Origin of the sequence: Arthrobacter sp. NPDC058130, assembly GCF_042884475.1 — a bacterium.
Classification (GTDB): domain Bacteria; phylum Actinomycetota; class Actinomycetes; order Actinomycetales; family Micrococcaceae; genus Arthrobacter.
In genome coordinates, this window is record NZ_JBHVTV010000002.1 from 101577 (window position 1) to 127271 (window position 25695).

The 25695-nt window shown below is 65.1% G+C and carries 25 protein-coding genes; 9 read left to right on the forward strand and 16 right to left on the reverse strand.

Annotated elements, in window-relative coordinates:
* Positions 1–45: 45 nt before the first annotated feature.
* The gene (locus tag ACFVTM_RS04595) at positions 46–1689 is read right to left on the reverse strand and encodes an amidohydrolase (RefSeq protein WP_390202211.1); all 1644 of its coding nucleotides are present in this window, start codon (positions 1687–1689) and stop codon (positions 46–48) included.
* On the reverse strand, positions 1679–3136 hold the full coding sequence (locus ACFVTM_RS04600) for an APC family permease (RefSeq protein WP_390202212.1): 1458 nt from the start codon (positions 3134–3136) through the stop codon (positions 1679–1681). The genes ACFVTM_RS04595 and ACFVTM_RS04600 overlap by 11 nt, the downstream gene beginning before the upstream one ends.
* A gap of 155 nt (positions 3137–3291) precedes the next feature.
* Here ACFVTM_RS04600 and ACFVTM_RS04605 point away from each other — a divergent pair, with 155 nt between their 5' ends.
* The gene (locus tag ACFVTM_RS04605) at positions 3292–3900 is read left to right on the forward strand and encodes a TetR/AcrR family transcriptional regulator (protein WP_390202213.1); all 609 of its coding nucleotides are present in this window, start codon (positions 3292–3294) and stop codon (positions 3898–3900) included.
* A 52-nt stretch (positions 3901–3952) separates the two neighbouring features.
* Here ACFVTM_RS04605 and ACFVTM_RS04610 read toward each other — a convergent pair whose 3' ends face one another.
* The 4 genes from ACFVTM_RS04610 to ACFVTM_RS04625 form a co-directional block, all read right to left on the reverse strand.
* A complete protein-coding gene (locus ACFVTM_RS04610) occupies positions 3953–4516 on the reverse strand; it encodes a TOPRIM nucleotidyl transferase/hydrolase domain-containing protein (protein ID WP_390202214.1) in 564 nt (187 codons plus the stop codon).
* A 72-nt stretch (positions 4517–4588) separates the two neighbouring features.
* Entirely contained in the window at positions 4589–5173 is a 585-nt protein-coding gene (locus tag ACFVTM_RS04615; protein ID WP_390202215.1) for an HhH-GPD-type base excision DNA repair protein, read from the reverse strand.
* A gap of 357 nt (positions 5174–5530) precedes the next feature.
* The gene (locus ACFVTM_RS04620) at positions 5531–6979 is read right to left on the reverse strand and encodes an SLC13 family permease (protein WP_390202216.1); all 1449 of its coding nucleotides are present in this window, start codon (positions 6977–6979) and stop codon (positions 5531–5533) included.
* A 12-nt stretch (positions 6980–6991) separates the two neighbouring features.
* A complete protein-coding gene (locus ACFVTM_RS04625; RefSeq protein ID WP_390202217.1) occupies positions 6992–8110 on the reverse strand; it encodes a PrpF domain-containing protein in 1119 nt (372 codons plus the stop codon).
* Positions 8111–8352: 242 nt separating this feature from the next.
* Here ACFVTM_RS04625 and ACFVTM_RS04630 point away from each other — a divergent pair, with 242 nt between their 5' ends.
* Positions 8353–9291 carry a LysR substrate-binding domain-containing protein gene (locus ACFVTM_RS04630; protein WP_390202218.1) on the forward strand — a complete coding sequence of 313 codons (939 nt, stop codon included), beginning with the start codon at positions 8353–8355 and terminating at the stop codon, positions 9289–9291.
* An 82-nt stretch (positions 9292–9373) separates the two neighbouring features.
* Here ACFVTM_RS04630 and ACFVTM_RS04635 read toward each other — a convergent pair whose 3' ends face one another.
* From ACFVTM_RS04635 to ACFVTM_RS04645, 3 genes are all read right to left on the reverse strand, one after another.
* Positions 9374–10231: a prephenate dehydratase gene (locus ACFVTM_RS04635; RefSeq protein ID WP_390202219.1), complete on the reverse strand. Its 858-nt coding sequence runs from the start codon at positions 10229–10231 to the stop codon at positions 9374–9376.
* A 145-nt stretch (positions 10232–10376) separates the two neighbouring features.
* The gene (gene fmdA, locus ACFVTM_RS04640) at positions 10377–11633 is read right to left on the reverse strand and encodes a formamidase (RefSeq protein ID WP_390202220.1); all 1257 of its coding nucleotides are present in this window, start codon (positions 11631–11633) and stop codon (positions 10377–10379) included.
* 36 nt (positions 11634–11669) lie between these two features.
* On the reverse strand, positions 11670–11957 hold the full coding sequence (locus tag ACFVTM_RS04645; RefSeq protein WP_390202221.1) for an FmdB family zinc ribbon protein: 288 nt from the start codon (positions 11955–11957) through the stop codon (positions 11670–11672).
* A gap of 468 nt (positions 11958–12425) precedes the next feature.
* On the opposite strand from ACFVTM_RS04645, the gene ACFVTM_RS04650 reads away from it, so the two are divergent.
* The 3 genes from ACFVTM_RS04650 to ACFVTM_RS04660 all read left to right on the forward strand — a co-directional run bounded on the left by ACFVTM_RS04650 (position 12426) and on the right by ACFVTM_RS04660 (position 13683).
* The gene (locus ACFVTM_RS04650) at positions 12426–12701 is read left to right on the forward strand and encodes a hypothetical protein (protein WP_390202222.1); all 276 of its coding nucleotides are present in this window, start codon (positions 12426–12428) and stop codon (positions 12699–12701) included.
* 196 nt (positions 12702–12897) lie between these two features.
* Positions 12898–13098, forward strand: a complete 201-nt coding sequence (locus ACFVTM_RS04655) for a dienelactone hydrolase family protein (protein ID WP_390202223.1) — start codon at positions 12898–12900, stop codon at positions 13096–13098.
* 198 nt (positions 13099–13296) lie between these two features.
* The gene (locus ACFVTM_RS04660) at positions 13297–13683 is read left to right on the forward strand and encodes a nuclear transport factor 2 family protein (RefSeq protein WP_390202224.1); all 387 of its coding nucleotides are present in this window, start codon (positions 13297–13299) and stop codon (positions 13681–13683) included.
* Between the two features lie 10 nt (positions 13684–13693).
* Here the strand turns inward: ACFVTM_RS04660 and ACFVTM_RS04665 are convergent, their stop codons facing one another.
* The 3 genes from ACFVTM_RS04665 to ACFVTM_RS04675 form a co-directional block, all read right to left on the reverse strand.
* On the reverse strand, positions 13694–14212 hold the full coding sequence (locus ACFVTM_RS04665) for a DUF1269 domain-containing protein (RefSeq protein ID WP_390202225.1): 519 nt from the start codon (positions 14210–14212) through the stop codon (positions 13694–13696).
* Positions 14213–14468: 256 nt separating this feature from the next.
* Complete coding sequence (locus tag ACFVTM_RS04670) at positions 14469–16064, reverse strand: aromatic amino acid ammonia-lyase (protein WP_390202226.1); 1596 nt, start codon at positions 16062–16064, stop codon at positions 14469–14471.
* Between the two features lie 2 nt (positions 16065–16066).
* Positions 16067–17362: an NtaA/DmoA family FMN-dependent monooxygenase gene (locus tag ACFVTM_RS04675; RefSeq protein WP_390202227.1), complete on the reverse strand. Its 1296-nt coding sequence runs from the start codon at positions 17360–17362 to the stop codon at positions 16067–16069.
* A 347-nt stretch (positions 17363–17709) separates the two neighbouring features.
* Here ACFVTM_RS04675 and ACFVTM_RS04680 point away from each other — a divergent pair, with 347 nt between their 5' ends.
* On the forward strand, positions 17710–18693 hold the full coding sequence (locus tag ACFVTM_RS04680; RefSeq protein ID WP_390202798.1) for a PLP-dependent cysteine synthase family protein: 984 nt from the start codon (positions 17710–17712) through the stop codon (positions 18691–18693).
* 63 nt (positions 18694–18756) lie between these two features.
* On the opposite strand, the gene ACFVTM_RS04685 is transcribed toward ACFVTM_RS04680, so the two are convergent.
* From ACFVTM_RS04685 to ACFVTM_RS04695, 3 genes are all read right to left on the reverse strand, one after another.
* Positions 18757–19368, reverse strand: coding sequence for a DUF305 domain-containing protein (locus ACFVTM_RS04685; protein WP_390202228.1), 612 nt, complete (start codon positions 19366–19368; stop codon positions 18757–18759).
* Positions 19369–19503: 135 nt separating this feature from the next.
* Positions 19504–20034, reverse strand: coding sequence for a hypothetical protein (locus ACFVTM_RS04690; protein ID WP_390202229.1), 531 nt, complete (start codon positions 20032–20034; stop codon positions 19504–19506).
* Between the two features lie 100 nt (positions 20035–20134).
* Positions 20135–20947, reverse strand: coding sequence for a hydrolase (locus ACFVTM_RS04695; protein WP_390202230.1), 813 nt, complete (start codon positions 20945–20947; stop codon positions 20135–20137).
* Positions 20948–21263: 316 nt separating this feature from the next.
* Between ACFVTM_RS04695 and ACFVTM_RS04700 the strand changes: the two genes are divergently transcribed.
* The 3 genes from ACFVTM_RS04700 to ACFVTM_RS04710 all read left to right on the forward strand — a co-directional run bounded on the left by ACFVTM_RS04700 (position 21264) and on the right by ACFVTM_RS04710 (position 24587).
* Complete coding sequence (locus ACFVTM_RS04700; protein WP_390202231.1) at positions 21264–21587, forward strand: hypothetical protein; 324 nt, start codon at positions 21264–21266, stop codon at positions 21585–21587.
* Between the two features lie 50 nt (positions 21588–21637).
* Positions 21638–23101 carry a YdiU family protein gene (locus ACFVTM_RS04705; RefSeq protein ID WP_390202232.1) on the forward strand — a complete coding sequence of 488 codons (1464 nt, stop codon included), beginning with the start codon at positions 21638–21640 and terminating at the stop codon, positions 23099–23101.
* 316 nt (positions 23102–23417) lie between these two features.
* Entirely contained in the window at positions 23418–24587 is a 1170-nt protein-coding gene (locus tag ACFVTM_RS04710) for an ABC transporter substrate-binding protein (RefSeq protein WP_390202233.1), read from the forward strand.
* Between the two features lie 111 nt (positions 24588–24698).
* Here the strand turns inward: ACFVTM_RS04710 and ACFVTM_RS04715 are convergent, their stop codons facing one another.
* Positions 24699–25601: a ribonuclease Z gene (locus ACFVTM_RS04715; RefSeq protein ID WP_390202234.1), complete on the reverse strand. Its 903-nt coding sequence runs from the start codon at positions 25599–25601 to the stop codon at positions 24699–24701.
* Between the last annotated feature and the right edge of the window lie 94 nt (positions 25602–25695).

Below are 25695 nucleotides of genomic sequence, written 5' to 3' on the forward strand. Positions count from 1 at the left end.
CGGCTAAGGGCCGTTCAGCCCCTTGGCCGCGGGCCCCGCGGGTCCCTACCGGAACGACCCCACCGCCAGGTGCTGGACCCGGCCGTCCACAAACGTGGCCAGTGCCTGCGCGGCAGCCAGGTCATCCGGGGCAACGGACAGCGGATCGACGTCGAACACCGTGAAATCCGCGCGCTTGCCTGCAGTGACGGACCCGGAGGCAGCCCAGTCCCCGGCAGCCCTGGCAGCGTGCGAGGTGTAGCCTTCGAGCGCCTGCCGTGCCGTGAGGGCCTGGCCCGGAACGATCGGCTGTTCGCCCCGGCGGCCGGCCCGCCGTCGTAATTGCGCGTCCGCCAGAATGGGCAGCGGCTCGAACGGGGCGATCGGCCAGTCGGAGCCGAGCCCCAGCGTGGTTCCCGCCGCGCGGAGGTCCGCGCACCGCCAGGCGTTGTTCGCCCTCTCCGTTCCGAGCCGGGTGGACCAGTTGTCCGTGTGGTCGGCGCGGGAGTAATGGGTACAGTGTGTGGGCTGCATGCTGGCCACCAGACCCGAACGTGAGAACCTCCCGATGAGTGCGTCCGGGACGGTTTCGAGGTGTTCGATCCGGTGCACGGCCTCAGGCCCAACCGACCGCACCGCGGGAGGCAGGGACTCGAAAGCGTCCAGAACTGCGGCCACGCCGGCGTCCCCGATCGCGTGGGTAGCGGTGGGAATGCCCCGGCCGGCAAAGTACCGCACCGCCGCCGCATACTCCTCGGGGCGCGGCCAGAACGGGACCACCGACTCCCCATAGGCGTCGGGCTCAAACAGCCACGCCGTGCCGTTGTCCACCGTCCCGTCAACGAACAGCTTGATGCCGGCCACCTCCCAGCGCTTCCCGCCCAGTCCGATCTGTTCCGCAAGCCGGTGCCAGTCTTCCTCGCCGCTGCCGGGCATGCACCACGGCGAGATCCGCAGGCGCAGCGGGAGCCCGCCGTCCAGGTCATCCTCGAGGGCGCGGAAAAGCTCCAGCGAGCCCTCCCCGCAGTCCATCACGTGGGCCCCCGTCAGCCCGGACCGCGCGAACTGTCTGAAAAGGTCCGCGAGCCTCGCCTTCCGCTCGTCGAAGGACTCCGCCGGCATCACCTGGGCAACGAGTTCGACGGCGGCCGCCTCCAGCAGAAGCCCCGTGGGCCTGCCGCTTCTGTCGCACACCACCTCAGACGCCTGCTCGAAGGCGCGCGGTCCGGTGACCCCGGCGATTTCGAGGGCACGGGAACTGGCCAGCGCGGAATGCCCGTCGAAGAGCCGGAGCAGGCATGGCCTGCCGTCGGCGCCGTCGTCAATCAGCTCGCGCGTGGGAGCGGCGGTTCCGAACACGTTGGGGTCCAGGCCCCATCCCCGCACCCAGTCCCCTGAGCGGGTTGCTGCGGCTTCGGCGCGCAACAGAGCGCGCACCTCGGCAAGGTCCTTGGCGCCGGACAAGTCGCGGCCCCGCGTCAGTTCCAGTCCCAACACGGGGTGCATGTGGCAGTCCACCAGGCCAGGGGTCAGCACGGCTGCGCCGAAATCGACGACTTCCGCGGCCGGCCAGCTTTCGGCATCGGAACGGCTTCCGACGGCGGCAATCACGCCGTCCTGGACCGCCACCGCCTGCGGCGCGGGACTTTCGGACGGCCTGCCATCCATCGTGTGGACGGTCTCGGCGAGGATGATCAAATCAGGATTCATGGGTTTCGAAGCTTCCAATCTGGGCGAAGGTCCCGGGACGGTGGCGGCGCACCCAGCGGGCGGCCAGGAGCCCGGCGATGAAGACGAGAGGCGTCACCAGGATGAGGATGGTGTTGGTCAGCACGTCAGCGAAGGTAAGCAGCTCGATGTTCAGGCCGATCAGCAGCACCACGCCGAAGAGCAGGATGGCCGAGGCCAGGCTGAGCGGCACCATCAGCTTGTGCGTCGCCGCCGCGGGATTCCGGCGCAGGTAACGGAAGGCCGCGACCGACACCAGGCCCTGGAGCCCCACGATGCCAAAAATTCCCGGCGTGTTCACCCAGATCAGCAGTTGCTGGTAGGGGTCGGCGTTGAGCAGGGCGCAGATGGTGATCACCACCGCGGCCAGGACTGTCTGCAGCTGGCCGGCCCGGTGCGGGGACTGGAACCGGCGGTGGGTCCGGCCCAGGAAGGCCGGCAGCACGCCATCGCGGGCCAGCATGTACACGTAGCGGTTGATCGCGTTGTGGAAGGCCAGCTGCGACGCATAGACGCTGGTGACGATCAGGAGGTACATCACCACTTCGGCCCACGGGCCCACGTAGTGGTTGATGGTCTGGAAGAACATCCCGCCGGCCAGTTCACCGGCGGCTTCCACGGCGCGGTCTTCGCCGTAGGCCTGGATCACGGTCCACACGATGAAGGCGTAGAAGACTGACATGAAGCCGACGGCGATGTACATGGCCCGCGGCACGGACTTGTCCGGGTTGCGCGCTTCGGAGCGGTACAGCACGGTGGACTCGAAGCCCATGAAGGCGGCGAAGCAGATGCCAAGGATGGCCAGGACGCCGGGTCCAAACGCCTGGTCCGGACTGAAGGAGCCCACGCTGATCCCGTGGGCTCCGCCGCTGCTGAGGATGCCCACTCCCATCACGGCGAGGATGCCCGTCTCGGCCACCAGGAGTACCCCGAGTACCTTCGCCCCGACGTCGATGCCCCGGTAGCCGAGGAACCACACGGCTGCCACAGCCGCCAGCGCAATGGCGGGCCAGGGCACCTCAAGCCCGAAGAGCACCTTGAGCATGTCGTGGGTCTGGACGGCGAAAAGGCCATAGACGCCGATCTGGAGGCAGTTGTAGGAGACGATCGCCAGGATGGCGGAGGCCAGCCCCACGGTCTTGCCCATGGCCAGCGAAATGTACGTGTAGAAACCGCCGGATGCCTTGACGTGGCGGGTCATGGCCATGAAGCCGATGGCGAAGAGGGTGAGCACGATGCCCGCCAGCAGGTAGCCGGCCGGGGCACCGATCCCGCCCACGCCGATGGCTACCGGCGCCACGCCTGCCATGACGGTGAGCGGTGCTGCCGCCGAGATGACGAGGAAGGCAATGCCGCCCGTACCCAGGGCATTGCGTTTGAGGGCGCCGTCCGCGGACGACTTGGGTGGTCTGGTTTGGGTATCCGGCACAAGTCCGTCCTTTCTTGGGAGCCTCAATAAACGAAAGGCTTTCGTTTATTATGGGGGCGTGTGGCGCAGAGCACAATAGTTTTCCGAAAACGGCGTCGCGGCGCCGCGCCGACTAGGCTGGGGTTGACCTTCAAGAGCTGCAGTCAGGAGAACCTATGGGGCGCCCGCTCCTCCCGCTGATATCCGTGGAGGCCCTCACCACGGCCGCACTGGAGCTGGTTGATGAGAGCGGCGATTTCAGCTTCCCGAAACTGGCGAAAAGGATTGGCGTAAGCCAGTCCTCCATCTACAACCACGTCAGCGGCAGGGACCAGATCCTGGAACTTTTGCGCCACCGGATCATCACCGAAGTGCCGTATCCGCCGGTGGACCACGGCGACTGGGAAGCGGCCCTGCGGGTCCTGATCCGCGCCTACCGGGACGCGTTTGCCCGCCATCCGCGGCTGGCGCCGCTGCTGGTGCTGCAGTCCATCACCGATCCGGAGGTCATCGGCCTCTATGAGGACCTCGCGCTGGCCCTCGAGGGTGCGGGGTTCCGGGGACGTGACGTGGTGGCGGCCATCTCCACGATCGACAGCTTTGCCTTGGGCGCGGCCCTGGACCTGGCCGCCCCGGAAGTTGTCTGGGACCCGCCGGCGGAGGGCTATCCCACCCTTAAGCGTGCCCTTGGAAATGCCGGGCCGGCGGAGGAGAGGGGCGGCCATGCCTTCGACTTTGGCCTGGATGTCGTCATCGGCGGGCTCCGGACCAAGCTGGCCGGGTAACACGACATGGTTGGACGCCATGAAGGCATTCGACCGTTTTTGGGCAGTGGGATCACAGCGAGAATGATGCCACGAGGCTGGCGAGCGGCGGCGGTGCGTCTCCGGCCCGCAAGGCGTCGACCAGCAGTGGCGCGTATCGGACCTTGTTACCGCTGCGCCCTCCGAAGAACCGGTGCAACTGCGCCGTTATTGGCCGATCCCGCAGTGACGGCTGGCGTTGGAGGAGCCGGAACGACGCGAGCTCCCCTTGAGCCGCGATGACATTGAGCACGGCATCGATCCCAAGGCAGCGGATGAGTTCGTCCTCAAGATCGGTGTGACAGACGTAGAACCCAAGCTCAGCCAGCGAACCGGACCCGATTCCTGCCCGTCCGAGCGCGCGGGCGATGCCGCGGGATTCCCCTGCATCACACAGTCCCAACAGCCGGTGGCCTGCGCCATTCGGGCCGTAGCGGTCCAGGAAGTGGACGATGCTGGTCGCGCCTCCCATCGGTACGACCGACACCCGCATGGCCGCCAGGTCAAGGCCACGGCGAAAGGCCAGCGCCTCGACCGCCAGCCGGTCACTCTCGCCCTCGACCAACACCGTCGTCGCCTGCATGGAAGTTGCCTGCATGGAACCAGTATGTCGGACGCCCAGCCGCGGCGGCCCTCGTGTCGACGAGCGGTGCCGCATTCCAGCGGCTTGTCAGCGCTCGGATGCCTTCGCGGCTTTGACGGCGGCCTTGGCAGCCTGCTTGTTGGCGCGCACCTTCTTCAGGGACTCGGGATCCACGATGTCGGCGACAGAAAGAAATGCACTCTCCTGGCCATAGGCTCCGGCGGCCTCACGCCAGCCATGTGCCTGGAGTCCGCACTGTTTGCCGAGCAGGGCGAGGAAGATCTTTGCTTTTTGTTCTCCGAAGCCGGGCAATTCTTTCAGCCTGCGCAGCACTTCCTGGCCGTCCGGGTTGTCCTGGTTCCAGATGGCAGTTGCGTCCCCATTCCAGTCTCGCTGTACGGTCGCGGCGAGGTCCTGGACGCGGCTGGCCATGGAGCTCGGGAAGCGGTGGACGGACGGACGTTCCCTGAAGATCTCAACGAAGCCTGCCGGGTCGTGTTCGGCGATTGCGGCCGGGGCCATAGATCCCAGGCGCGTCCGGATCTTTTCGGGTCCGGCAAACGCAGACTCCATGGTCACCTGCTGGTCAAGCAGCATGCCGACCAGGAGTGCGAATGCGTCGTTGCTGAGCAGTTGGTCGGCGGCGGGGTCGCCAGTGATGTGCAGTTCCATGCGCCCATCCTCCCACCTGCTCCGAGCCGCGTCATGGCACCTCTAGTTGTTGCGGTTTGCGCATGTCGATGCGTCCAGACGTTATGGTCTGTCGGCAGGAGGCAGGGTGACATCGTGGTCACCCTGCCTCCTTTGCATGCTGCACAGTTCTCGCGCCCGTCTTTCGGGCTACCTGCTGCGATGGAGTGCGGGAACGGCAGCACGCGTGCCGGACGTTGAGTCCGGCAGTATGTTGCGTGTCCTCGGAGCTGTCCGACATGGAAGTGCGGTGGCCGTGGACGCTTTGGTGGTTCGCCGGGACGGGCAACGGATTGTCAGTTGTTGCTGAGAGGCCGTTGCCCGAGGTGCGGGCTCCGGTTACATGATGCCCGTGGGTACCAGCAGGACCCAGGCCAGCGCAGGGGCCACCAGAACCACTCCGCCGGCGTACATCATCAGCTGCTTGTAGACGCGTTGGCGGTCGCTTTCCCGGGCGTTGGCTACAACGAGGGCACCGTCGGTGGAGAAGGGGGAGACATCCACCACTGTCGCGGCGATGGCGAGTGCAGCGACAGTTCCCGAAGCGCTCAGCGAACTGGACGCCAAGAGGGGACCGGCAAGGGGGATGAAAGCGGTCAGCAATGCCGTGGAGGAGGCAAAGGCTGAGCCCACACCGATCACGTAACAGAGGACCAGTGCGATCAGTAGCGGTGCGCCCAATGCCAGGGCCTGTTGGGCGAGGGTATCGATGACGCCGACGTGCTGGAGCAGCGAAACGTAGGTGATCATGCCTGCTACCAGCAGGACGGTGGACCAGGAGATGCCGCCGATGAAGGTCCGGTGTTCTTTGATATTGATCAGCGCCAGGAGGAGGCCGGCGGAGAGGGCGACGAAGCCGATCGGCATGTGGAAGCCCAGTGTGCAGATCAGCATTGCAACGATCAGACCGAGGGTAAGGATTTGCTGGCCGTGCGGGCGGCCGGCGCGGGTTGCGTCGAGATCGGCGTACTCGTTGGCGTGCTTGTCGTGCAGCTTGCCCAGGAGGGCGAAGAGAACGATGGTCAGTACCGAGAGGATGAGGTTGAGGGCGAAGCTGGCGGCAAAGAGTGCGCCTTGGGAGACGGGGAAGCCGTTTTCCAGCGCGATGTCGTGCACCAGGACGCCGGCGACGGACAGCGGAGAGAATCCGCCGGCGTGGGCTCCGTTGATAATGAACGCACCCATGAGTACGGGGTGGATGCGCGATTCATAGGCGAAGCCGATGGCAGCGGGTGCCAGAAGTGCGACGGCGGCGGGAGAGAAGGTGCCCAGCGAAGTCAGGGCGGCAGCGATGAGGAAGAAGACCCAGGGGAGCAACATTGTCTTGCCCCTGACGAGGCGCACGCAGGTCTGCACGATGATGTCGATGGTCCCGTTCCTCTGGGCCATGCTGAAGAAGTAGGTGACCCCGATGATGGTCAGAACGATACTGGCCGGGAAATCCGCGAGTATTTCCTTGTCGGTCATGCCGAGCATGAAGTAGCCGACGCCGAACGATGCCACCAGGCCCATTACCCCGATATTCAGGGGCCATTTCGTGGCGACGACGAACATCACGACAAGTATCACCAGCGGGATGATCTGTGTGGCGGTCATGGGCGGCTCCGATTCCGAGGTGGCCGCCGGGTTGAAGATGGCACCCCCGAACACGAGGGCGACCAGACCCAGGATCGCGATCGCGGCTACCGATACCAGAAGGATACGGCGCCGACGCGTGGTGCCCTTGGGACGGTCTTCGCGGATTTCGCCCGCTGCTTTGGGAGCGGGTTGGTAAACAGTCTTAGTCATGATCTTGGCTCCTCATTGAGTGGCTGATGCTAGTGAGGCCTCGACGGCGCTGCCGAGAGCTTCCGGAAGGTGGATGACGGTGGTGGCGATGGTGCGCGCCGTTCGGTCGACGCCGACCAGCAGGGACCCCTCGCGCTCCTCGCTCCAGGTTTCGATCACGCCCGCGGGAGTGCGCAGTCTCAGCGTGGTCCGCGGTGTGTCGCCCGTAATCTTGTTGAGTACGGTGCCGGGCGTCCGGGCGGCGAGTGTCAGGGCGATGCTGCCCGTAATGGCCAACGCGGGGTGGGGCTTTCCCATCGAGAGCATCATGACGTTGACGTCGCAGTCGGGGTCTGATTGTGTGGGGGATCCGACAATGGCCAGCTTGGGGATGGCCCGGGCTGCGTCGGCGATAGTTGGTGCCAGCCCCATCCGGACGGCGGCCTGTCGGCGGATGTGATCCAGAGTTTCCAGCTGCAGTTCCACCCCTGCGACCCAGCTGTCGTACCGGGCCAGGTTCAGGCCCAGCTCTTCAGCGCGGACGATAACTACCGGCGCTCCGGCATCGACCATCGATACTGTCCAGCGCGTTCCACCAGCGGTTATCGTGTCGGTGGCTTCGCCGGTGGGCAGCAGTTTTCCAGTTGTCTTGCCGGCTGGATCCTGGAAGCCGAGCCCTACCCGGTAGCCGGGAAACGCAACCCCGGGCATCTGCGCATCCGGAACGATGGGCAGGGCGCCTGCGGGAGTGGAGACCCGCTGGATGATGATCTGGCCGGTGTTGGTGTTGCGGGTGACGATGCGGGTGTTCTCGCCGCTGGGGACCACCCAGCCCTTCTCGATCGCGTAAAGGCCGACCACCGCGGAGCAGTTCCCGCAGTTGCTGCCCCAGTCCACTGCCGCCTCTTCGATGCCGATTTGGGCGAAGGTGAACTCGACATCAACATCGTCGTCGGCAGGCCGGCGAAGGATGATGGCCTTGCTGGTTGTCGAAGTCGCTCCGCCGACACCGTCAATTTGCCTGGGGTCCGGACTTCCGAACAGCCGGGGCAGCAGCTCGTCCAGGCCGGTATGGGCTTCATCCAGGTGCTCCGTCTCGAAGACCCAGCACTTGCTGGTGCCTCCGCGCATCCATTCAGCTTCTATCTTCATCGTGTTCCCTGCATCTCCTAGTGCCGCGCATATGTTGAAGGGCCCGATAAAAGAATGAGCCGGATCACAAATGAAGACAATGTTCAATATTTGTAGGGGGATGTAGTGATACTTAAGTTATTGGAACTGTAGTCCCTCAACTCCATTCGTCGGCGCCTCCAATAGGCGAGATGCGTGTCCATAATTCCGCATATATACGCGGGATTGCATAGTATGAACCAAACGGGCAGAGAGGTGAACCATTGCTTAACGATGAGAGCCAAGATTTATTCGACATCCGTCGGTTGGCCCTGCTGGTGGAGGTCGTCGAGCAGGGATCGATCACAGCAGCGGCGGAGTTGATGATGTACACGCCGTCAGCGGTTTCCCAGCAGCTGCGGAAGCTCGAGCAGGAAGTCGGGCAACCCCTGCTCAACCGCCGGTCCCGCGGGGTTGCGCCCACAGAGGCTGGCCAAGTGTTGGCCGGGCACGCCCGCAAGATCATTGGACAGATGCGGGCAGCCCAGTCCGATCTGGACCAGATCGCCGGCCTCAGACGAGGCTCCTTGACCGTAGGGACTTTCCCCACCCTCGCCGGATCATTCCTGCCCCTTGTTATCCGAGCCTTTAAGAAGCGGTACCCGGCAATTGGTCTCTCGGTGCGCAGCGCACGCTTTGACGAACTTGTGTCGGACCTCGAGTCGGGAGTCACCGGATTGTGCCTGCTCTGGGACTATCCCTGGAATCGGTTCCACGACGATTCCATCCGGATAACAGAAGTCTTCCAGGAAAGCACTGTCATCCTGGTAGCCCGCGGTCACCCACTCGCCGACCGGGATGAGGTGAGGATGGAGGATCTGCGCAAGGAGTCGTGGATCGTTCGGGCGGAGGCCCACCCGGTGGTCGAGGTCCTGCAACGCTCCGCCCACGATGCCGGGTTCGAGCCGACCATAGGCTTCCTGGCCAACGATTACCAAGAGGCCCAGGCCATGGTCAGCGTCGGCATGGGCGTGGCAATGGTGCCCAAAACTGCAGTTGCCCTCCAACACCCCGACGTCAGGGTAGTCAGTCTCGGTGCTGCCGCGCCCATGAGGCGGGTATTGCTGGCCCAGCGCCAGGACAAGGTCTACGCCCCGGCAGAAGTCGCTTTCCACGCCACCGTCTTGGAAATCGCCCGCGAACATAGCGGGGACTACCTCTAGGCCGAGGAAGGGAAGAAGATCCTCACGAACCCCCGGGTCATGGCCGGGCGATTTATCGGAATGCTCTGATTCGGCAGGGAGGTCAGCTGCCGGCTGCTGGCAGGGTCCTGAACTCTGCGGCGGCATATACACCCAGGATCCGGACCTCGGCGGTGAAGAAGTCCAGTTCCTCCAAGGCCAGCTGCAGCGGCAGGTCGGCGGGGTGGCCCTCGACGTCGGCCATGAACATAGTGGCGGCAAACTCGTCGCCCACCATGTAGCTCTCCAGCCGGGTCATGTTCACGCCGTTGGTGGCAAAGCCGCCAAGTGCTTTGTAGAGCGCGGACGGGACGTTCCGGACGCGGAACACGAAACTTGTCACTGCCGGTCCGGGCAACTCGTCCCGGGTCGGCAGTTCCGCCTCCCGTGCCAGGACCACAAAGCGGGTGGTGTTGGACGGATCGTCCTCGACCCGGGAGGCGAGCACTTCCAGGCCGTAGATCTGGGCCGCGAGTGGGGGAGCGAGGGAGAGTTTGGCGGGATCGTTCCATTCCCGCACTTCGCGGGCCGACCCGGCCGTGTCGCCGGCGATGACGGGGCGCAACTGTGCTTCACGGATCAGGCGCCGGCACTGGCCCAGGGCGTGAATGTGGCTGTGGACCTCGGTGGCAGCCTCGATGGTGCTGCCGGGGATGCCGAGCAAGTCGAAGTGGATGGGCAGGAAAAATTCGCCGACGATCTGTAGATGGGACTGGGGGAGCAGGATGTGGATATCCGCCACCCGGCCGGCAATCGAATTCTCGATCGGAATCATGGCCAGATCAGCCTCACCGCTGGAGACCAATTCAAAGACGTCCTCGAAGCTGGCGCAGGGGACGCTTTCCAGGTCGGGGAACATCTGCTTGCACGCGATATGGGAGTTGGCGCCGGGCTCACCTTGGTACGCAATTTTCTGGGTCACGATCCGTATGTTTTCACGACCCGCCCCCGCCCACCCAAACCGGGTCGCACAGAAGGTCACAAGGAGGGGTCGCCCGGGCCAGCACCATGCCGTCCGGACGACCCCTGAATGGTTTGCCTGTCCTTGATCCGGGGTTTGCGGTGGTTTATTTGTTGCTGGCCTTCGGCGCCCCGATGCCTGGGTCGATTCTGTGGGGGCCGGCGGCTGAAGGGCGTACGTCGAAGTCGAAGATGGCTGTCGGGATGTAGACCGTGGAACAGGAATTCGGGATGTCCACTACACCGGAGAGGCGCCCTTCGATCGGCACCGCGCCTAGGAGCAGGTATGCCTGCTCGCGGCTGTAACCGAATTTGGTCAGGTAGTCGATGGCGTGAAGGCAGGCCCGCTGGTAGGACAGGTGCGAGTCGAGGTAGCGCTGTTCACCGTCCAGGGTCACCGAGGTGCCGGAGAACGCCAGCCATTGACTGAACTGCGGGTCGACGTTGCCGGGCATGAAGATGGCGTTTTCGCTCACCCCGTAAGTCTCCATGCCGCCCTTGATGAGCTCCACCCTGAGGTCCAGGAAACCACCCATCTCGATGGCACCGCAGAACGTGATCTCCCCGTCGCCTTGCGAGAAGTGGAGATCACCCATGGACAGGTTGGCTCCGTCCACGAACACGGGGTAGAAAATACGGGTGCCCTTGGACATGTTCTTAATGTCCTGGTTCCCGCCGTTTTCCCGTGGCGGTGCGGTCCTGGCCGCTTCCGCGGCCACCCTGTCGAATTCCGACGGCGCCAGGTGCCCCAGAACCGCGTGCTCGGCCTCGGGTGGCAACGCCAAGGGCGGGACCCTGTTGGGGTTGGTGGCGATCAGGGCGCCTTCGCGCTTGTTCCATTTCGCCAGCAGCTGGGCTGACGGGGCCGTCCCCATCAGCCCGGGGTGGATCAGCCCGGCGAAGGAAACACCCGGCACGTGCCGGGATGTTGCGATCTGTCCGGTGAAGTCCCAGATGGCTTTGTAGGCGTCGGGAAACTGCTCGGTGAGGAAACCGCCGCCGTTGCTGGTGGCGAAGATGCCGGTGTAGCCCCAGCCCTGTCCGGCAAGCGGGCCGGAATCCTCCTGTGGGATGGGACCGACGTCCAGGATGTCGACCACCAGAAGGTCGCCGGGCCTGGCGCCTTCGACGGCGAAGGGACCGCTGAGTTTGTGGACGGTCAGCAGCGGGGCGCTGAGGACGTCATCGGCGGAGTCGTCGTTAACGATCGCGCCGTCAAACCACTCCCGGCAGTCGACCCGGAAGGAATCCCGCGGCCTGACCGTTGCGACGGGTGGAATGTCGGGGTGCCACCGGTTGTGCCCGATTTTTTCCTGATCCTCGAATTTTCTGCTGGAGTCCAGGGAAAATATCTTTGCTGGCATTTCATCTCCTTTGACTGGGCGCCGCGTTTCTGCCGGTTAGGGGCGCGGCAGTGTCCGATGTAACGGATTGGATGAATACTGCTGCACCCGCCTGGGGCTGCCCGGAATCCGGGAGTTCACGACCTCGGGTTCGGCTGCACTGCGTTTGGTGGAGTCAATGAGCCGGAAGGCGGGGGAGCCCGCCCTGGAAAGGTGCGGTGCACTGAATACCCGGCGGGATGGTGCACCGCAGGAGGGGCACGGAAGGGTGTCTGGTGCGTCCCCGATCGGGTGGGATGCTTCGAATAGCGAACCATCGGAGCAACGGTACTCATACGTGGCCATGGATCTGTTCCTCTCCGTTCCGGCGCGGGTATGTCAGGCGGGAATTGTTCCTGTCAGGTGGCTGAGCGTGAACTGCAGGCCCCAGATCACCAGGGCGCAACGACGACGAGGATGGAAAACCATCGCAGAATGTAGCGCCAGAATAGGCTGAGCCTCGGAACGGGGTCAGGGGCTTTGGGCCCTTCCCCCAGGAACTCTCGCTACTGACGGGCGGTGATGCCGCCGATGTCGATCAGGGAATGCGAGGGGCCGGGGAGGAACAGGCCCGGCCGGTATGGGGGGCGATCGGAAACAAGCGACGGGTTCTTCAGCCTGGTGGCCCACCGGTGTCGCGTTCAGGGTGGCGGAGCGACCATTTCCTGCGGGGTGATTCTGGACTCCTTGGCTGCTTTGGCGGAATAGCCGCGGCTGCAAAGGTCTTGTACTTATTGGGGCGTCGACGATCGGCCGCCTCGTGAAAGGGCCGCCTTGCCCACTCCCTACATCTCATTCACCATGCGCGCCACCGTCCGCGAAGAACACAAGCGTACCTTCCGCACAGATCTAGAACGTCTTACCGGCAGTCATCGTGGGTGGGCCCCGTTGGACGTCGTCAAGTCCACCGATACCGAGGCGGTGCTGCGCGGAGCGATCGCGCAAAGCGTTCATACCGCTACGGACGCGAGCCTTGCCCGCCACCTTCAGGATAGCTTTGTCGCTGATAACGACATCCATCTGGATCTCGCCGTCTGCATCGGGCGCTAGCAGACGCCGTCTCCGGCTTCGGACCAGCCACGGTAGCCGAGGCAGGCCAGCATCGGCCAGCTTGCTCCACGGGCAGAGGCCAACGACTCTCCCGTGGCCGATGCGACGCTGGTAAACCCACAAAATAGGTAGCCACTAATCCAGGCGCCCAGGAGCCCACATGGTCAAGGTGAGCATTAGCACTGAACGCGGATAAATGCCTGCCTACTCCGCGACACCGGCCGGTGAGGGGCCCTGGCCCGGCGTCGTGGTCATCCACGACGCGCTTGGCTTGAGTCCGGATACCCGCGAACAGGCCGACTGGCTGGCCGCACGCAACGACTGCACGGGCCGCGTCGGGGTGATCGGCTTCTGGCATGGGCGGAGGCTTCGCCATCATGCTCGCCCCGGATCATGACTTCGCAGTGGCCAGCGTGAACTACGGCGGTTTCGACGAGGAGACAGCCCGCGCACTGCCTCGGGCCTGCCCGATCGTTGGCAGCTACGGGGGCAAAGCCGCTAGGCTCCTGGCAGACGAGCGGCGGCCACCCGCGGATTCCTGGCTTGCTCAAGGTCCCTTGGCCGGCCCCTCCGCTGCTCAAAGAAAGGATCGCTCATGCCGGACTCCAGCGTCGAAGGGATCGCACGCTCCTACATCCAGGCCGTTGGTTCCCACGACATAAACGCCGTTGACAGCCTTCTCAGCGAGGATCTCGTAGCCACCTTCGCCGGCAATGCCTTCGACAAGGCCGGGTGGACCACGGCACTCAAGCGACTTCTCCCGGCGCTGGTCCGCAACGAGATCCGGGAAGTCTTTACCGCGCAGGACCGTGCCTGCGTCGTCTATGACTTCATCACTGATACGGCTGCGGGCGCCGTCAGGTGCATCGAGCTGCTCACCATCAAGGCAGAGAAAATTGGCGAGATCGAACTTGTCCTGGATCGGGTCGCCTTCGCCCCCGTCAATGAGGCCCTGAACGCGCGGGTGCCGCCGGCCCAATGAAGGACCACGATCAGGACGAAGCGGCTTCGATGATCTTCTCGTCGCCCTCGTTCACGGCCTTGACCACGGCGTCGTAGTCGCCACTTTCGACGGCCTTGCTGACCTTCTTGGTGGCCTTCTCGATCGCCTTGTCGACGCGGTCGAGGTAGAGGTCGTCGACGACGGCGACGAGCGCCGACGAGCCCGGCGGCAGCCACTCCTCTGCGTTGACGCCGATGGACTTCTCCTCGTGACGCTTCGCGATGGCGCCGGCACCTGCGCCGATCCCGGCACCGATCACGCCGGAGAGCAGGAGCGGCGGAGCGAACAGCCCGACCACCAGCCCGCCTATGGCGCCGGCCGTGGTGCCGCCGGCGACCAGCCCGCCCCCGTGCTCCTTGACTTCGGTCTGGCCCGAGGCGTCACGCGAGAGGATGACCGCGGCCGCCACGGCGGCGTCGTCCAGGCTCTTGATCGCCTTGAAATCCTCTGCCGCCGAGCCCGCGTCGGCGTACGACGACACGAACAAGGTGTAGTTGTGCTCTGACATGGTGTGCCCTCCACTCGGTTCCGGCCGGCGTAGCGGCCGCTCCGCTTCCGTACTCGACTTTTGTACTCGACGCCGTCGGTCCGGAGGGTGCTGGACACAACCGAACTCGACGGCGGGCGGCCCGTCCCGCCCAGACCGGGGCGGTACGCACACCGGTCGTCGCGTAGCTCCAACACTTTCCCCGACTGGCGCACACCGGCAGGGCCTTAAGGCACCTTTTCCCCTGGGGTGCGGACGTGCCTTCTGGCCACTGTGCTCACGCTTCCCCTCCCAGGCCCTCGATTGCCGTATTCAGCACGCGCCGTGCGTCTTCCACGAGTGCTGGGGCCGTGGGGCGTTCCGCCAGCAGTGTCCCAAGATGCCCGACGACGGCGCCAGTTCCCTTTCCGAGCCGCCTCCCCAGGGCTTCGTCCTCCGGCGCAGCCTCCTGGAGCAGGTACGTGGCAGTCAGCGACTCGATGGCCAGCAGTTTTTCGGCGGCGTCCACGGAGCGCTCCAACTGCTGCAGTGCCAGTGGCGCGAGGGTCGAGTGGTCCTCGACGTCGGCCGACAACGTGGGTGCCCCGAGAGTCGCCGGGGCGGCCATGATCTTCAGCTCGGCCAAAAGGCTCGCAGCGGAGTACCACAGGAGGCCCGGTAGCTCCTCGGACGCCAGCGCTTCCGCGCCGCCGGTCCGGCCGCTGTCGCGCGTTTGCTTGGTGCGCGCCTGTTCGAGGTGCCGCGCCCGTATGGCGCGCTGGGGCGGGTAGAGCTTGGCGATGCGCCGCTCGCTCGAGATGCCCACGTGAGCCAAGGCAAGCCGGGCGGCCTCGAAAGCGAGGGCGAGCTGCATGGGCTGGAAGTTCCCGCCCGACAGCATCCGCCCGGACTCCACGTCGCTCAGCGGGTTGTCGCCGCAGCCGTTGAGCTCTACGTCCAGCGCTGCCTCCAGCTGTTCCGCGACGGCCCGGAACGCTCCATGCGTCTGTGGCGCAGCCCGGAAGGACAAGGGATCCTGCACTGACACCTCGGGCCGGACGTCCTCCAGCCACCCGCCGCTGACCAGCCGTCGCACCGCAGCTGCCGATGCACGCTGGCCGTCGACCGCCTTGGCCGCCTGAATGACGGGAGAGAAGGGGCTCAGGTTCCCGCCGCCGTCGTACCTCGCGGTCGCTTCGAGCGACAAGGAGAGCGCGACGTCAGCCAGATCGGCGAACCGGTGCAGACGCCCGAGCGTCAACGTACCGGTGCCGATCGAGTATGCGTTGGCGCTGACCAGCGCGAGGGCTTCTCCTGGCCCAAGCTGCAACGGTTCCAGCCCGGCGTCGGCGAGTGCCTGCGCGCCGGGGATCAGGGCGCCGTTCGCGCCGAGCGCCTGCCCCTCACCGATGGCAACGGCGGCGACGGCGGCAAGCTGGGTCAGGTCCGATGACCCCACCGAGCCTTCGCGCGGGACGGCCGGGACAACATCCCGGTTGAGCAGTTCGGCGTAAAAGCGCGCCGTTTCCTGGCGGACCCCGGAGCCGCCGCGGCTGAAGCCGATGAGCCGGGCGAGGATAAGCGCCCGGACATTGGCACGGTCGAGGAACTCGCCCACGCCGCTGTGGTGATAGCGGACCACCTGGACCTGGAAGGCGAGGATCGACTCTTCCTCCACAGCCGTGTCGCGGCCGGAACCCAATAAGGTGTTTAGCCCGTAGACCCGTTCCCCTGAAGCTGCAGCGCGTTCCAATACGTCCCGTGAGCGGCCGATCAGTTCCAGCGATTCCCCACTCAGCACCACCCTGACGGAGCGATCGACGGCAGCCTGGGCCACCTGCCGGACGTGGACATCCGCCCTGCCGACCAGCAGCGTGTGCGGCCCCGGGGTCATGGTCAGAAGTCCAGGAGGTTTGGCCGGAAACCCCCGTTGCCGTAACTGCTCCTCAACAGGCCGCGGCGCCGGAGCTCGGGCGTGAGCTTGTCCAGCACACCGTGCACCGTGACGGGGTCGACGAAGCCGGAGAAGAGGAAACCGTCCCCACCCACGGCCTCGCCGGTTTCTTCGAGGTAGTCAGCGATCTCCTCGGTGGTGCCGATGATGCTGTCGCCGGCACCGCCGCTGCGGACCTGCAGGATTTCGCGGAGCGTGGACCCTGGCGGGGCCGCCTTGGCGAAGTGTTCGAGGGTGCCCTGGTTGCTGTTGGTGCTCAGTTCCGGCAGGGGTGCGTCAAGGTCGAACTGCTTGAAGTCGATCACGGAGAGGTAGGAAATTGAGTTCAATTGGCTGTCGATGTCCCGCTGCGTGAGTTCGCGGCGCCGGGCACGCAATTCTGCGGCCTCGGCCTTGGACCCCACCACGGTGGGCTTGAGGACGAACAGCACCTTGACGTCGTCGGGGTTGCGGCCGGCCCCGCTGGCCTCGGCACGGATCGAATCGCGGTAAGCCTTCATGCCGTCCGCGCCGCGGGCAAGGGCGATCGCGACGTCGGCGTTGCCTCCGGCGAATGCCTTGCCGCGCGGAGAGGCGCCGGCCTGGACCAGCACGGGCTCCTCCGGCAGGGGTGCGGTGTTGAGCGGGCCGCGGACCTTGAAGAACTCGCCGTCGTGGTTGATGGGGCGGACCTTTGTGTGGTCGGCAAACACGCCGGCCACTGCATCCTCGCGAATCGCATCCGGTTCCCAACTGCGCCAGAGCCGCCTCACGACGTCGACGAATTCCTCCGCTTTCTCGTACCGGAGATCGTGCTCGATCTGCTGGTCCAGGCCGTAGTTCTGGGCCGCGAGGTCGCTTCCCGAGGTCACCACGTTCCAGCCGAGCTGGCCATTCGAGAAGTGCTGCAAGGTGGCGAGCAGGCGGGCCGCGGTGAACGGCGGATAGAACGAGGCGCTGACGGTAGGCACGATGCCCAAATGTTCGGTGGCGGAGAGCAGATACGGGACCAAGGCCAAGGGGTCGTGCTTGGGAGCGAACGAGGCATGGGCCAGCGATACCTGCGCGGTGCCGCCGTAGGTGTCCGGCACAGTCAGGGAGTCCTCGACGATGAACAGGTCCAGGCCCGAACGCTCAAAGGCCCGCACCGCCTCCTGGTACAGGACCGGCTTCTTCCAGTCGAAGCCAGGACTGTAGCCGGGCGTGCCCCAGCCCTGAACGCCGAAACCGTGTCCCACAAACCACCCGAAATGAAGCATGGGCTCGACTGTACCCGGCTCCGATCCGCTCACAGCGGCCCGATTTCATCGGACGTTACGCAGCTTCTTATTGCGTAAATCTTGCTCCCTACTCACCGGACTTATGAACCTTCGCTGGCCCGAAGTTACCCGGTGTGTATGCCGGTTACTCCGCATGAATCCAAGCATTTTCTCCGGAAACGACGTGATCTAGGGTCGGATGCACTCTGGATCGCTCCCGAGCGGGCTGTTGAGTACAGCAATCCCAGATAAGCACCAATGCCCCGCAAAGAATTGCCCAGTAAAGAATTGCCCAGCAAAGAGAAGAGAGAACCAAATTGGCCACGCTCAGTCCTGCGGCACCAGTTATTGAAGCCCGCGCCACGTCCACCATAGGTCTGATCGGCAACACACCACTGGTTCGATTGGAATCACTGGGCACAGGGCTGCGATCCGAAATCTACGTGAAACTGGAATCGGCGAACCCCGGAGGATCGGTAAAGGACCGGACGGCCTTGAGCATGGTGCGTGAGGCCGAACGGATAGGGGTACTCCAACCGGGCGCCACGATCGTCGAAAGCTCCTCCGGCAATACCGGCATCGGGTTGGCACTCATCGGGGCATTGACCGGACATCCGGTCATCGTGGTCGCCGCAGACACCACATCCCAGGAAAAACTTGCCGTACTCCGGAGCTTCAACGCAGAAGTGGTGCTGACAGACTGGACCGCTCCCGCGGAATCTCCCGAAAACGCCCGAAACATTGCAGCCCGCCTGGCAGCAGATATTCCAGGTTCCTGGCGCCCGCAACAATTCGACAACCCCGGAAATCCCAGAGCACATTACGCCTCAACGGGGCCGGAAATCTGGCGACAAACATCGGGCTCAGTCACCCACCTCGTGGCCAGTATTGGCACCGGAGGGACCATCAGCGGGACGGGCGCGTTCCTGAAGGACCGAAGCCGTGGAGCGGTGAAGGTCATTGGGGCGGACCCCTTTGGGTCCGTCTACAGCGGAGGCGAACCGGGGGAGATCCTCGTGGACGGTGTTGGCAACACCTGGGACCGGGCGGACTGGCCGAAGACTTTCAATCCGGAGGTTGTAGACCAATTCGTGCGCATACCCAATGACGGGGTCTACTCAATGGTCCACCGCCTTGCCACGGACGAAGGCCTCCTCCTGGGCCCTTCTTCCGGTTTGGCCGTGGCTGCGGCCCTTCAAACGGCCCGGTCCGCGCCCGCCGGATCCACCATCGTCGCCATCGCGCCGGATGCGGGGACGAACTACCTCAGCAAAACGTTCAACGTCCTCTGGCTGGCGAAGAACGGCATTACTTTGGAGGGTGGTGGGTAAATACGGGGAGGGCCCCGGTCCGAAGGCGGACCGGGGCCCGGTTGATGCCCTGGTTCTTGCAAGTTAGAGGCTTGCCAGCAAGGTCTTCATTTCCTGGATTTCGGCTTCCTGGGACGTCACGATTGCCTTGCTGAGGCTGATGGCGTCGGGGTTCTTGCCCTGGCTGATCTCAGCCTTGGCCATCATCACCGCACCCCCGTGGTGGGCGATCATCCCGGTCAGAAACAGCTTGGCCGCGTCGGTGCCCTGGGCGGCGTCGAGCTTCTTCAGATCGTCATCATCCATCATCCCGTCGCCCATGCCGTGGCCGCCTGCCATCTGGGCGGGTTCGTTCCAGCTATTGAGCCACTGCGTCATCTGTTCGATTTCGGGCGCCTGCGCGGCCTTGATCTTCGTGGCGAGAGCTGTGATCCGCACGTCCAATCCCTCCTTCTTGAGCATGATGTCGCTCATTTCCACGGCCTGGGCGTGGTGCGGGATCATCCCCTGAACGAACATGATGTCTGCGGCGTTGTGGTCCGCAGCGGCGGGGGCTGCAGACGATGACATGCCCATGCCGCCGCTGCCCATGCCCGGCATGGTGTTGGTGGCTGCGCTTCCGGTGTTGCCTGCGCAGCCCGCGAGAGCGATGGCGGCGGCGATGCCGAGGGCGGAAAAGGTCAGGGTCTTCTTCATGGGGTTAAGTCCTTCAATCATCAAATCGGCGTTGTTGCACGCCTGCGGATGACACGCGCCCGCGCCGAAGGAGGAACGGGTTGAAGCGTGTCGGGTAAGGAGGGAGGACCGGAGACAACACGGCGCGGTCCCGTCTTACGTCCGGCTGATCGACAGATCGCCCGGCGAAGGACTTGCGGGCAGGAAGGAGTAGGCCCGGTTAGCGGCGTCGCCGAGGTTGTCCGGGATGTGGATTGACGAGGGGGCCATGCCCGGTGGGGGCGCGGCCAAAGAGGTCACGGCGGCCGATGGCACACAGGCCGAGTGCATCGACGTAAGGTCGGTGCAATTGGACGGGCACGCGCACGACGCCGAAAATGCGGCAGCGCTGCTGTCGCCCGTCAGCTCCGGACCGGATCGGGCCGCCGGGGATGGACCAAGGGAGTCATGTGCAGCTGTGCCGGCGTGCGGGGCATGGGCGGCAGCCTGTGATGCGATGCTGTTGGCCGTAGGGAAGGACGGCCCCGGGGGTTGCGTGGAGGATGTCACCGCGGCCATGGCATGGGCGCCATGCATTCCGGTGATGACGTGCATCCCGAGGAATCCGGCCACGATGGCGAGAACGCCCATCAGCAGGAATCCGCGGCGAAGGGCGGCTGCGGCATGGTCCATCAACGCTGCGGCCATGGCATTCTCCCTCCGGATGGCAGAGTCGGACGTTCGACGAGTTAAGGCTACAGGCTGAGCGTTGGCCGGGCCGTTGAAGGGACACCGGCTGCCGGTGCCTTCAGGTCAAATGGTCGAAGTCCCCTCGCGCCCACCCGGCGTGCCGTCGGGCGGAATCTTGCAGAACGGCCTTGGCTCCGGACCCGATGACATTGTTGAAATTGCCGTAGATCCGGTCGAACGTGAGCCCTCCCAGCTGCGCGGCTATTCGCAACGCCACGGCACCGGAGAGCGGCAAACGATTCGGGTAGCTCCGCATGAAGGAGATGGTCCTGCGGTCCGGATTCGGAAACACGCTGTCACCAGTCAACAGAACTCCTCTGCCGCCCGCTCCTGCAGCCCAGTGCGCCACCGCGCTGCCCGGGAAGTGCCCGCCGGTCTGGTGCAGTGTCAGCCCTTCGGCGATAGTTTTACTGCCGGACCAGTATTCGATGGTGGGATCGTTGCGCCCCAGCCACTGCCGGTCTGCGTCCGCCACAAGTACAGGGACGCCGCCGAGCCGGTGTGACCATTCGACCTGCACACCAAACATGTGTGGATGGCTGGCGGCGATGGCCAGGACCGGGCCCCGCGCGAGTACTGCCTTCACTGCGCTGTCATCGACATATCCAACCGGGTCCCACAGCAGCGAACCCTCGGATGTCGCCACGAGCTGGGCGGTCTGGCCGATCCCGACCTTTGGCTCTGTGGTGATCCCGACAAGTCCCGGCTCGTTTTCCTTCAACACGGTCTGCTGCCCCTCCTGCGCCAGCCCGTCCAGTGTGAGCCACGTTTGTCCGTCCTCGGGCACGTACTGCCGCTCGTCGGCGCAGATCGGGCAGACCCCCGGGGGAGGTTCGTCGCGTTCGACGGCGCAGGTTGCGCAGATCAGCATGTGCCCAGACTATGGCACGCGAAAGTGTCCTAGGAAGAGAGATCCTTGCCCTATCAGTTGGGGTGGCGGCCGGCATCCCAGGACACGGGGCCGGCACTGGACGGCGTCGGTGCAAGGACAGCTTCGTGGAGGTTACCAAACCTGGGCAGGTAGACCTCGCCTCGATCTCCGTGGCCCTGAAACTCCTGCGGACCCTGGCGCGGCGGTAGCGAAGCCTGCGGCACGGCTGACGATAGTTGGTTCGCCCGGCCCCATCTGCTCGTCCGCGGGCTTAATCTACGACTGAAGGCTTTCTTCCAACGTCGGGGAGCTCATCATGGAGACAGAATTCGCTGATGTCATTGATCATGACGTCACCACCATCACCTGCGTATGCGGGAATACCGTCAGCAACGAGGGATTGATTCAAGCCAACTCTCAAGGCATCCCGGTTCATATCGGCGGAACAACGCCCGTGCCTGCGGGGCTGGCCACATGGCCTGCGGACGAGGACCTCTACACGCTGTGTCCCTCATGCGGCCGCGTCTACCATGACGTGGTCATCGAAGAGACCGGAACTGCGCCTGTTGCCCTCAGGGTCGATGTCAAGGCTGGGCCGGTTGCCGAGGCAATTCGCGTCCACTGGGAGCTCAACACGTAGCCCTGTGACCGTGTCGAAATCGCGGACAGTGTGGCCCGTATCCTTAATAGATGAGTGACATTGCGCAGTCAACCGTCACATTTGACGACCGCTTCGCCCGCGAGTTCAAGGAGATGGCCATTCCTTGGCGCGCGGAGGAGGCGCCCGACCCGCACCTCCTGGTGCTCAACGAGCATCTCGCCACCGAGCTGGGGCTCGATCCGGTCTTTCTCCGGAGCCCGGAAGGTCTGCGACTGCTGATCGGCAACTCCGTCCCGGCGGAGGCCAGCCCGGTGGCGCAGGCCTACGCCGGCCACCAGTTTGGCTGGTACGCGCCCCGCCTCGGCGACGGCCGCGCACTCCTGCTCGGCGAGGTCGGGCACGCGGACGGGCAGCTCCGGGACATTCACCTCAAGGGATCAGGACGCACGCCGTTTGCGCGAAACGGCGACGGCCAGGCAGTGGTCGGTCCTATGCTGCGCGAATACATCGTGAGTGAGTCGATGCATGCGCTGAACATCCCCACCACACGGTCCCTCGCCGTCGTCGCGACAGGGCGTCCGGTGCAGCGCGAGACGCTCCTGCCCGGTGCCGTTCTCACCCGGGTTGCCAGCAGCCACCTGCGTGTGGGCAGCTTCCAGTACGCGCGGTCCACGGGGGACATCGGCCTCCTTCGACGCCTCGCCGATTACGCACTGACCCGTCACCACCGCGCCGCCGCGGAGGCCCAGAACCGTTATCTCGCCCTGTTCCAGGCGGTCATATCGGCCCAGGCTTTGCTGGTGGCCCAGTGGATGCTCGTCGGGTTCGTTCACGGCGTCATGAACACCGACAACATGACAATCTCGGGCGAAACCATCGACTACGGGCCGTGTGCCTTCATGGAAGGTTTCGACCCCGCCGCCGTCTTCAGCTCGATCGACGAGACCGGGCGCTACGCGTACCGCAATCAGCCGGTGGTGGCGGAGTGGAACCTTGCCCGGCTCGCGGAGTCCCTCCTGCCTCTGCTCCACGATGACCAGGAGCAGGCGGTGGACCTCGCGGTGGAAGCACTCAGCGGGTTCCGCTCACAGTACAGCGAAGCCTGGTCGGCAGGCATGAAGGCCAAGCTGGGGTTCCGTGAGGGGCTCGACGACGAGGTGACCTCGCCTCTTGTGGACGAACTTGTTGCTCTGATCCAGGAGTCACGGGCGGACTACACATCGCTTTTCCGGCACCTCGGCGACGCCGCCCGCGGCCAGGCGGGACCTGCCCGGGGCCAGGTCCTGGACCCGGCAGGCTTCGACGCGTGGGTAAGGCGCTGGCGCGCCTTGGCGCCGGATGCTGACGCCATGGACCGGGTCAACCCCATCTACATCCCGCGGAACCACCTGGTGGAGGAGGCCTTGACGGCCGCCACCGGCGGGGACATCAGTCCGCTGGAGCGGTTGATGGACGCAGTAGCCTCACCCTTCGACGAGCGGCCCGGCCTCGAACACTACGCCGCTGCCGCCCCGGAAAGCTTCGGCCCATACCGGACCTTCTGCGGAACCTAAGCCGCTGAGGCAGGTCGCGGGTTCTACAGCCTTGCCCAGACCAAAGCCGGACGGGGACAACAGCCGGTCAGCAGACCACCGGATGAAGGTTTTGGTCCTGGCATTAAGCTGCACGTCGGCACATTAACTTGCGCGTCGCCCAATTACCGCTGGTGTCATCTCTCGTTGAACCCATGCGGCGGCGTCCGTAATCTCAATCCATGCTGAAGCCTGAGCAGTAGTCCGCCGCACCGGACGCCCAGGTCTGAGTCGCCGACGTCCACTGGTCGCCGGCGGATCATCCTCAGCAATTCTCCGTTCGTAGACCTGTTGCACCATGCAGGCCGTCCCCTCTCCCCAAAGGAATACGTCTGTGTCATCCCCTCATGACGACTCGACCACGCGCATTGTCGCGGGCGAGACTCCCAAGCCCAAACGTCGTCGCACCCTTGGAATCGGCCTGGCCGTCGGCCTCGTCCTGCTCATCGGTGCAGGCGCCGCGGTAGCCTCCGCCGTCTCCCGCAGCAACGAAGCCGCGCCGGCTGCCGCCACGTCGCCCGCCGCTGAGCTCAAGCTGGGCTACTTCAGCAACGTGACCCACGGCCCTGCCCTGGTCGGCACCAGCAAGGGCTTCATCGCCAAGGAACTTGGCGGCACCAAGCTCAGCACGCAGGTCTTCAACGCAGGCCCCGCCGCAATCGAAGCCCTGAACGCCGGCGCCATCGACGCCACCTACATCGGCCCCAACCCGGCCATCAACTCCTACATCAAGAGCAACGGCGAATCCATCAGAGTCATCGCCGGCGCAGCGGCAGGCGGCGCCCAGTTGGTGGTCAAGCCCGGCATCAGCTCCGCAGCCGACCTCAAGGGCAAGGTCCTCGCCTCGCCGCAACTCGGCGGCACCCAGGACGTGGCCCTCCGCGCCTGGCTCGGCCACCAGGGTTACAAGACCAACCCGGATGGCAGCGGTGATGTCACCATCAACCCGACCGAAAACGCCCAGACCCTGAAGCTCTTCCAGGACGGAAAGCTCGACGGCGCGTGGCTGCCTGAGCCCTGGGCCTCGCGTTTGGTCCTCGAAGCCGGAGCAAAGGTTTTGGTGGACGAGAAAGATCTCTGGGACAAGGGCGAATTCACCACCACGATCCTGATCGTGAACAAGAAGTTCGCCGCCGAACACCCGGAAACCGTCAAGGCCCTGCTCAAGGGCCACGTGGAATCCGTGAACTGGCTGAACTCGGCATCGGCTGAAGAGAAGGCCAGCACCATCAACGCTGTCCTCAAGGACACGGCCGGCAAGCCGCTCCCCGCCAACGTGATCGACCGCGCACTGCAGAACATCACCTTCACCACGGATCCGCTCGCCGGAACCTACAAGAAGCTGCTGCAGGACGGCGTCGATGCCGGCACCACCAAGACCGCCGACATCAACGGCATCTTCGACCTCCGCGCCTTGAACGAGGTGGAGGGCAAGAAGATCTCCTCCGCCGGCCTCGGCCAGGAGTGAACCGCCGAGACTAGGCGACTCGATGCCCGGGCCAGGACAGCCCGGGCATCGAGCATGCGGGGAGGGTAACCCCTGGCAAGGACCCAACGCAGGGCGCCGAGGGCGACGTCGTTAGAACGCCCGACGTTGCGGAAAGGCGAAGCGGTCAAGGTCGTTCGCGGCAACCACCCTTGCTGCACCGGCACGGACCCGGGCCTGCCCGGCGAGCGTGGCAACGTCCCCGTAGCGCGAAGAAAAGTGCGTGAGGACGAGGGTCCCGGCCCCCGCTGATGCGGCCAGCTCGCCCGCCTGCCCCGCTGTGAGATGGCGGAACTGCGAGGCGAGCTCGGCGTCGTCGTCGCTGAACGTGCACTCGGTGACCAGCAGGTCGGCGCCCTCCGCCAGTTCCTCTGCGCCCTGGCAGGGCGCGGTATCCATGACGAACGCGAAGCGTTGACCGGGCCGCGGATCGCTGACGTCCTTCAGGCTCACGCCGCCCAGGCTTCCCTCGCGCACCAGGCGGCCGACATCGGAGCCGGCAATCCCGGCAGCCGCGAGCCGGCCAGGAAGGAGCGTGCGCGCGTCGGGCTCCACGAACCGGTAGCCATAGGCCTCGATGCGGTGATTTAGTGCCCGGACCTCCAGGCCCGGGGCGATCGGCTCGTTGCCCCCGTAGGCAAGACCCCCGTGCGGATGCAGCCGGAGATCTATGCCCCGGGAGGCGACAGACACAAGGGCCCGGACCGTGTCCTCCCCGGCGGCTGGATAGTGCAGGTGGACGGGGTGGCTGACCTTGTCAAGGGCCATGCGGGAAAGGACACCGGGCAGGCCATAGCAGTGGTCGCCATGCACGTGCGTGAGGCAGATGCGCGTGATCTGGGAGACAGTGACCCCGGCGTGGATCATCTGCCGCTGTGTGCCCTCTCCGGGATCGAAGAGAAAGTCCTCGCCATCCCAGCGCAACAGGTACCCGTTGTGGTTGCGGGTGCGGGTCGGGACCTGCGAAGCGGTGCCGAGGACGACGAACTCACGCATGAAGTCCAGTCTGCCACTCGATGGCGATGACAGTACGGGACTCCGGACTGGGTTCTGCGCTGTCACACGTCAGTTAAGGCAGGTTGAGGGTGTA